Source organism: Herminiimonas sp., assembly GCF_030645555.1.
Classification (GTDB): Bacteria; Pseudomonadota; Gammaproteobacteria; order Burkholderiales; family Burkholderiaceae_D; genus Oxalicibacterium.
In genome coordinates, this window is record NZ_JAUSME010000021.1 from 1 (window position 1) to 6,703 (window position 6,703).

The 6,703-nt window shown below is 51.3% G+C and carries 13 protein-coding genes; all 13 read right to left on the bottom strand.

All coding sequences use genetic code 11. From position 1 onward, the window contains the following. Positions 1 to 703, bottom strand: a 703-nt coding sequence (rpoA, locus tag Q7T06_RS00695; protein WP_304778450.1) for a DNA-directed RNA polymerase subunit alpha, incomplete at its 3' end; no start/stop codon positions are given. A 97-nt stretch (positions 704 to 800) separates the two neighbouring features. After that, the gene (rpsD, locus tag Q7T06_RS00700) at positions 801 to 1,424 is read right to left on the bottom strand and encodes a 30S ribosomal protein S4 (RefSeq protein ID WP_304778455.1); all 624 of its coding nucleotides are present in this window, start codon (positions 1,422 to 1,424) and stop codon (positions 801 to 803) included. Positions 1,425 to 1,592: 168 nt separating this feature from the next. After that, entirely contained in the window at positions 1,593 to 1,997 is a 405-nt protein-coding gene (gene rpsK / locus Q7T06_RS00705; RefSeq protein ID WP_304778460.1) for a 30S ribosomal protein S11, read from the bottom strand. Between the two features lie 45 nt (positions 1,998 to 2,042). Further along, on the bottom strand, positions 2,043 to 2,408 hold the full coding sequence (gene rpsM, locus Q7T06_RS00710; RefSeq protein WP_112990612.1) for a 30S ribosomal protein S13: 366 nt from the start codon (positions 2,406 to 2,408) through the stop codon (positions 2,043 to 2,045). A gap of 28 nt (positions 2,409 to 2,436) precedes the next feature. Then, positions 2,437 to 2,550 carry a 50S ribosomal protein L36 gene (gene rpmJ / locus Q7T06_RS00715; protein WP_012081231.1) on the bottom strand — a complete coding sequence of 38 codons (114 nt, stop codon included), beginning with the start codon at positions 2,548 to 2,550 and terminating at the stop codon, positions 2,437 to 2,439. A gap of 40 nt (positions 2,551 to 2,590) precedes the next feature. Further along, positions 2,591 to 2,809: a translation initiation factor IF-1 gene (infA, locus tag Q7T06_RS00720; protein WP_005663428.1), complete on the bottom strand. Its 219-nt coding sequence runs from the start codon at positions 2,807 to 2,809 to the stop codon at positions 2,591 to 2,593. A gap of 23 nt (positions 2,810 to 2,832) precedes the next feature. After that, positions 2,833 to 4,164, bottom strand: coding sequence for a preprotein translocase subunit SecY (gene secY / locus Q7T06_RS00725; RefSeq protein WP_304778470.1), 1,332 nt, complete (start codon positions 4,162 to 4,164; stop codon positions 2,833 to 2,835). 27 nt (positions 4,165 to 4,191) lie between these two features. Then, positions 4,192 to 4,623, bottom strand: a complete 432-nt coding sequence (gene rplO, locus Q7T06_RS00730; RefSeq protein ID WP_011872510.1) for a 50S ribosomal protein L15 — start codon at positions 4,621 to 4,623, stop codon at positions 4,192 to 4,194. 26 nt (positions 4,624 to 4,649) lie between these two features. Next, positions 4,650 to 4,829 (bottom strand): 50S ribosomal protein L30, encoded by a 180-nt coding sequence (gene rpmD / locus Q7T06_RS00735; RefSeq protein WP_304778476.1) that lies wholly within the window; start codon positions 4,827 to 4,829, stop codon positions 4,650 to 4,652. A 10-nt stretch (positions 4,830 to 4,839) separates the two neighbouring features. Beyond that, positions 4,840 to 5,358: a 30S ribosomal protein S5 gene (gene rpsE / locus Q7T06_RS00740; RefSeq protein WP_304778480.1), complete on the bottom strand. Its 519-nt coding sequence runs from the start codon at positions 5,356 to 5,358 to the stop codon at positions 4,840 to 4,842. A gap of 12 nt (positions 5,359 to 5,370) precedes the next feature. Further along, positions 5,371 to 5,733, bottom strand: coding sequence for a 50S ribosomal protein L18 (gene rplR, locus Q7T06_RS00745; RefSeq protein WP_304778483.1), 363 nt, complete (start codon positions 5,731 to 5,733; stop codon positions 5,371 to 5,373). A 9-nt stretch (positions 5,734 to 5,742) separates the two neighbouring features. Beyond that, positions 5,743 to 6,276 (bottom strand): 50S ribosomal protein L6, encoded by a 534-nt coding sequence (gene rplF, locus Q7T06_RS00750; protein ID WP_304778486.1) that lies wholly within the window; start codon positions 6,274 to 6,276, stop codon positions 5,743 to 5,745. A gap of 10 nt (positions 6,277 to 6,286) precedes the next feature. After that, positions 6,287 to 6,682: a 30S ribosomal protein S8 gene (gene rpsH / locus Q7T06_RS00755; protein WP_304778488.1), complete on the bottom strand. Its 396-nt coding sequence runs from the start codon at positions 6,680 to 6,682 to the stop codon at positions 6,287 to 6,289. Positions 6,683 to 6,703: the final 21 nt, after the last annotated feature.

Below are 6,703 nucleotides of genomic sequence, written 5' to 3' on the forward strand. Positions count from 1 at the left end.
CTTCTGTGCCTTCCAGCGCAGCAAACACATTCAACTGATCAACCAGAACGCGGGCCGATTGACGAATCGCTTCTTCAGGTGTGATCACGCCGTTGGTTTCGATGTTGATGACCAGTTTGTCCAGATCGGTACGTTGCTCAACGCGAGCCGATTCAACAGCGTACGAAACGCGGCGAACTGGCGAAAACGATGCGTCGAGAATGATACGACCGATGGTCTTGTTGGTGTCTTCTGACAGGCGACGTACGTTGCCTGGCACATAGCCACGCCCTTTTTCGACCTTGATCTGCATGTCGAGTTTGCCGCCGGCGGTCAAATGAGCAATCACGTGGTCCGGATTGATCAGTTCTACGTCATGTGGCAATTCGATATCGGATGCGAGAACAGCGCCTTCACCTTCCTTTTTCAGGATCAGGGTGACGTCGTCACGGTTGTGCAACTTGAACACAACGCCCTTCAGATTCCGCAGCATATCAACGACGTCTTCCTGCACGCCGTCGAGTGATGAATATTCGTGCACAACACCGGCGATCGTGACTTCTGTCGGCGCGTAGCCAACCATCGAAGACAACAGGACGCGACGCAGTGCGTTGCCCAGGGTGTGGCCATAGCCGCGCTCAAACGGCTCCATCACGACTTTAGCGTGACCTGCGCCGAGAACTTCGACTTCGATAATACGTGGCTTCAACAAACTGTTTTGCATGAAATGTCCTTTTCAATACCCTCGGCTCATTACACCGATAAGGCTGATGGCATGACGAAAAAAGCCCACCAGAAATTGGTGGGCCGGGAATTCAGAATTAACGCGAATACAATTCGACGATCAACGATTCGTTGACGTCTGCGGCGATTTCGCTGCGATCTGGAAGCGACTTGAAAGTACCTTCCATTTTCTTCGCATCAACCGATACCCATGCTGGCATACCGATTTGTTCAGCCAGCGACAGTGCTTCAACGATACGCACTTGCTTTTTCGATTTTTCACGAACAGCAACGATGTCGCCTGGCTTGACCTGGTACGAAGCGATGTTGACAACGATACCGTTGACGGTGAACGCTTTGTGCGAAACCAACTGACGGCCTTCAGCACGTGTCGAACCGAAACCCATGCGATAGACGACGTTGTCGAGACGCGCTTCGAGCAATTTCAACAGTGTTTCGCCGGTGTTGCCCTTGCGACGGTCTGCTTCAGCGAAGTAGCGGCGGAACTGGCGTTCCAAGATGCCGTACATGCGTTTTACTTTTTGCTTCTCACGCAATTGATTGCCGTAGTCGGAGGTACGAGCACCGGAAGTGCGACCATGCTGACCAGGTTTCGAATCAAGTTTGCATTTCGAGTCCAGCGAACGACGTGCGCTTTTCAGGAAAAGGTCGGTACCTTCACGACGGGAGAGTTTTGCTTTAGGTCCAATATAACGTGCCACGAGAATTTCCTTTAGATATATGACGCCCCGAATGAATCTTCTTGCGAAAACAAATTCATTGAGCGCTAGTCTGACCTGCCTTCATCAGACGGTGGGCTTAAGAACAAAACCCGCCAAGGTCTTTGGCGGGCGAATTACGGCACAACAAACTACCGTTAAGACAAATGCTTAGATACGACGACGCTTAGGAGGGCGGCAACCGTTATGCGGCACTGGTGTAACGTCTTGAATCTGGGTAATTTTGATACCGAGATTGTTCAACGCACGCACAGCCGATTCACGACCTGGGCCTGGGCCCTTGATACGCACTTCCAGATTCTTGATGCCGCATTCAAGCGCGACCTTGCCAGCTGCTTCTGCTGCAACCTGCGCTGCAAACGGAGTCGATTTACGCGAACCCTTGAAGCCGGCACCGCCGGACGTTGCCCATGAAAGCGCATTGCCCTGGCGATCGGTGATCGTGATGATGGTGTTGTTGAAAGACGCGTGTACGTGCGCGATGCCTTCAGCAACGTTCTTTTTAACTTTTTTACGCACACGTGCTGCTGCGGCGTTATTAGGTGCTTTTGCCATAATTCTTTCCTTGAATCCGACGACTAGTAAAACTGCGTGCTTGGATTATTTCTTCAGCGATTGTGCTGCCTTACGCGGACCCTTGCGAGTACGAGCATTAGTGCGGGTACGCTGACCACGGCAAGGCAAGCCTTTGCGGTGACGCATACCACGATAGCAACCCAAGTCCATCAGGCGCTTGATATTCATCGAGATTTCACGACGCAGATCGCCTTCGACGATGAATTTTGCAATTTCATCGCGCAGCTTTTCCAGCTCGTTATCGTCCAGATCTTTAACCTTTTTAGTGGTCAGAACACCTGTAGTGTCGCAAATTTTTTGCGCACGTGGGCGGCCAATACCATAAATAGCGGTCAGACCGATTACGGTATGTTGATGATTGGGTACGTTTACCCCTGCGATACGTGCCATTCGTTATTCCTCAATCAATAACGTTAAATTAACCTTGGCGCTGCTTATGACGCGGTTCGATGCAAATTACTCGAACGACGCCCTTGCGCTTGATGATCTTACAGTTGCGGCAGATCCGCTTGACTGATGCGAGCACTTTCATTTTTGCCCTCTTTCTTACAGTTCTTGATTCGTTTTTAAAGTTACTTAGTACGGAACACGATACGTGCCCTACTTAGATCATAAGGTGTCAATTCTACCGTCACCTTGTCACCAGGCAGAATGCGTATATAGTTCATGCGCATTTTTCCTGAAATATGACCAAGCACTACGTGCCCATTTTCCAACTTAACTCGAAATGTCGCGTTTGGGAGATTTTCTAGAATCTCCCCCTGCATTTGGATTACGTCGTCTTTTGCCATTCGTTTGCCCGTTATCCTCGCGCTTAACGCGTCGGATTCCCGCCCTTGAAATTCGCTTTGCGCAGCAGCGATTCATATTGCTGCGACATCACGTAATTCTGCACCTGAGCCATGAAATCCATCGTTACCACTACAATAATCAGAAGGGATGTACCACCAAAATAGAATGGGACCTTCCAGCGGGCAATCAGGAACTCAGGCAACAAGCAAACCAGCGTAATGTAGACCGCGCCAGCCAACGTCAACCGAGTCAAAATCTTGTCTATATAACGAGCGGTTTGATCGCCAGGACGTATGCCTGGAACAAACGCACCACTCTTTTTCAAATTATCAGCTGTCTCTTTGCTGTTGAATACCAGTGCGGTATAGAAGAAGCAGAAGAAAATAATCGCAGCAGCATACAGCAAGGCATGGATAGGTTCACCCGGCGCCATCGACGCAGCGAGATCTTTCAGGAAACGGACAAAGGAACTATTCGTTTCGCCTGATGTGAACCAACTCGTAATCGTCGCCGGGAACAGAATGATCGACGAAGCGAAAATCGGAGGTATCACACCAGCCATGTTCAGCTTCAGTGGCAAATGACTGCTTTGACCACCGTAAATCTTGTTACCTACCTGACGCTTCGCATAGTTCACCAGGATCTTGCGTTGGCCGCGTTCGATGAACACCACCAGATACGTCACTGCAGCAACAACCAGACAGATCAGAATTGCCGACAGCGCATTCATCGAACCGGTACGAACCAGCTCAAACAAACCTGCAACTGCACTAGGCAAACCTGCAGCGATACCGGCAAAGATGATGATCGAGATGCCATTACCCAGGCCACGCTCGGTAATCTGCTCGCCCAACCACATCAGGAACATCGTACCTGTGACCAGCGTAATCACTGTCGTCAGACGGAATGCCATGCCCGGATCTATCACCAGACCTGCTTGCGATTCCAGCGCAACTGCAATACCCAAACCCTGGAAGGTTGCCAGCAGCAATGTGCCGTAGCGGGTGTACTGCGTAATCTTGCGACGGCCGGATTCGCCTTCTTTTTTCAACGCTTCCAACTGCGGCGACACTACCGACATTAATTGCATGATGATCGATGCAGAAATGTACGGCATGATGCCGAGCGCAAAAACCGTGAAGCGGGACAAAGCGCCACCGGAGAACATGTTGAACATGCCCAGGATGCCACCTTGATTTTGCTTGAACAACTGCGCCAACTCGTCCGGATTGATGCCCGGAACAGGGATGTGCGCGCCGATGCGGAATACTACCAACGCACCGAGCAGAAACCACAGGCGATCCCATGGAAAACCACTGGATGCGCCCTTAGCTAACTGAGGAGTAGTCGCCAATTATTACTCCGTTATCAGACTACAAACTTACGCAACTGAACCGCCAGCGGCTTCGATCGCTGCTTTTGCGCCTTTGGTCGCGATCAAGCCTTTGAGTGTCACTTTTTTAGTGAGCTCACCGGACAGGATGACGCGAACAACGCGTGCCAGTTCACCAATAACGCCGGCTTGTTTCAATGCCAGGATATCGATTTCCGTTACTGGCAATGCTTCCAGATCGGACAAGCGAACTTCTGCTTTGTATGGCGTTGCCAGCGATTTGAAACCACGCTTAGGCAAACGACGTTGCAAAGGCATTTGACCGCCTTCGAAACCGACTTTATGGAAACCGCCTGAACGGGATTTTTGACCTTTGTGACCACGGCCGGCTGTCTTGCCCAGGCCGGAGCCGATACCGCGACCGACGCGACGCTTGTAATGCTTGGCGCCGTCTGCTGGTTGAATAGTATTCAATTCCATGATGTTCTCCGTGTGCAAGCCGAAGCTTACGACACTACTTTCACGAGGTACGATACTTTGTTAATCATGCCGCGAACTGACGGCGTGTCTTCCAATTCGGATACCGAATTGATACCGCGCAAGCCAAGGCCGCGTACGGTAGCACGATGTGTTTCGCGTGTGCCGATCAGACCCTTGACCAATGTAACTTTAACTGTCTTTGCCATTGTGCTCACCTTAGCCCAGAATTTCTTCGACAGACTTGCCGCGCTTGGCTGCAATTTCCGAAGCGGTATTCATTTTTGCCAAGCCTTCCAGAGTCGCACGAACCATGTTGTAAGGATTGGTCGAACCAGTGGATTTCGCCACCACGTTCGTCACACCCATTACTTCAAAAATTGCGCGCATTGGACCGCCGGCGATAACGCCCGTACCTTCTTTAGCTGGCAGCATCAATACTGACGATGCACCATGCTTACCGGTAACCATATGTTGCAAGGTGCCGTTTTTCAACGTGACCTTGATCATTTTACGGCGAGCTTCTTCCATTGCTTTTTGTACGGCAACTGGCACTTCTTTCGACTTGCCCTTACCCATACCGATGCGGCCATCGCCATCACCAACGACTGCAAGTGCAGCGAAACCCATGATACGACCACCCTTGACCACTTTGGTCACACGGTTGACCGCGATCATTTTTTCGCGCATGCCGTCGTCCGGCTTCTCGCTTTGCATTTTCGATTGCATTTTTGCCATGACGATTCTTCCTTAGAACTTCAGACCAGCTTCACGCGCAGCTTCAGCTACTGCTTTAACGCGGCCGTGATAACGGAAACCGGAGCGATCAAACGCAACTTCGGCGATTCCTGCTTTCAGTGCTTTTTCTGCAACGCGCTTGCCTACCAATGCTGCAGCGGCGGTATTACCACCTTTGCCGGATTGGCCAGCCAACTCGAGGCGCACTTCCGCTTCGAGTGTCGAAGCCGAGGCCAAAATCTTGGCATCCGGTCCGATGATGCTGGCGTAGATGTGCAAATTGGTACGATGCACTGCCAGGCGAACCACCTTCAACTCGGCAATCTTTGCTCGAGTTTGGCGTCCGCGGCGCAGACGTGATTGTTTCTTATCCATCGTCAACCCTTACTTCTTCTTGGTTTCTTTAATCACAACCACTTCGTCCGAATAACGAACGCCCTTGCCTTTGTAAGGCTCAGGACTGCGGTATGCGCGGACTTCAGCAGCCACTTGACCAACTTGCTGGCGGTCGATGCCTTTGATCAGGATCTCGGTTTGCGTCGGCGTTTCAACCTTCACGCCCGCTGGCATCTGGTGCACGACCGGATGCGAGAAACCCAACGAAAGGTTCAGCTTGTCACCCTGCGCTGCCGCACGGTAACCAACGCCAACCAGCGTCAATTTCTTTTCAAAGCCTTTGGTTACGCCATTGACCATGTTATTGACCAATGCGCGCAAGGTACCGGACATCGCATTTGCTTCGCGGCTGTCGTTGGCGGCTTTAAAATTCAGCGTACCGCTGTTGTTCTCGATCTGTACCAGGCCATTCAAGGACTGTGACAGCGAACCCAACGGGCCTTTTACTGTGATTTGCGCTGCAGTAATGGTCGCTTCCGCGCCACTAGGCAGTGCAATTGGCATTTTACCTACACGTGACATCTTGCACTCCTTAGGCGACGTAGCAAATAACTTCGCCACCGACACCGGTTGCGCGCGCTTTGCGGTCAGTCATGACACCTTTTGGTGTCGACACAATCGCCACACCCAAACCGTTCATGACGTTTGGAATTTCGTCTTTGCCCTTGTAGACGCGCAATCCTGGACGGGATACGCGCTCCAAGCGCTCAATGACGGGACGACCGGCATAATATTTCAAACCGATTTTCAGTTCTGCCTTACCAGCAGCTTCTGTCACGGCGTAGTCTTCAATGTAACCCTCGTCACGCAGGACGTTGGCGATGGCAATTTTGACTTTCGACGATGGCATTGCCACCGACGTTTTTTGCACAACTTGCGCATTGCGGATACGGGTCAGCATATCGGCGATAGGATCGCTCATACTCATTGATATTCTCCTATTACCAGC